The following is a 687-nucleotide window of genomic DNA, read 5'->3' on the forward strand; positions in this document are numbered from 1 at the left end:
CCATTCTAACTCACGTTCAAGTGTTTTTTGACGTTTTGAAGCACTTTTGTTTTCTTGTGCTAATCGTTTTGATTTTTGATCTAACCACGAAGAGTAATTTCCTTTCCAAGGTATACCCTCACCTCTATCTAACTCTAAAATCCAACCTGCAATGTTATCTAAAAAATAACGGTCGTGAGTAACAGCAATAACAGTACCTTTATATTGTGCTAAGTGGTGTTCTAGCCAATGTACAGATTCTGCATCTAAATGGTTGGTAGGCTCATCTAAAAGCAACACATCAGGTTCTTGTAACAACAATCTGCAAAGTGCTACTCTACGGCGCTCACCTCCAGAAAGTACACCAATTTTTTTATCGCCCTCAGGTGTTCTTAAGGCATCCATGGCTATTTCTAATTTGGTATCTAGTTCCCAAGCATTAGCAGCATCAATTTGATCTTGAAGTTCAGCCTGACGGTTCATTAGTTTTTCCATTTTATCGGGGTTACTATACACCTCTTCTAAACCAAACATATCGTTTATTTTGTTATACTCATCAAGTATAGCAACAGTTGCTGCAGCACCTTCTTTTACAACTTCTAAAACGGATTTATTTTCATCTAACTGTGGCTCTTGCTCTAAATACCCTACAGAATAATCTTGAGAAAAAACCACATCACCTTGATAATTTTTATCTACACCTGCTAT

1 protein-coding gene is annotated in these 687 nt (G+C 37.0%); it reads right to left on the reverse strand.

Annotated elements, in window-relative coordinates:
- The coding region (locus FUA24_RS02780; protein WP_148539994.1) for an ATP-binding cassette domain-containing protein at window positions 1–687 on the reverse strand (687 nt) is incomplete at both ends.

The sequence above is a fragment of the Seonamhaeicola marinus genome, from assembly GCF_008085455.1.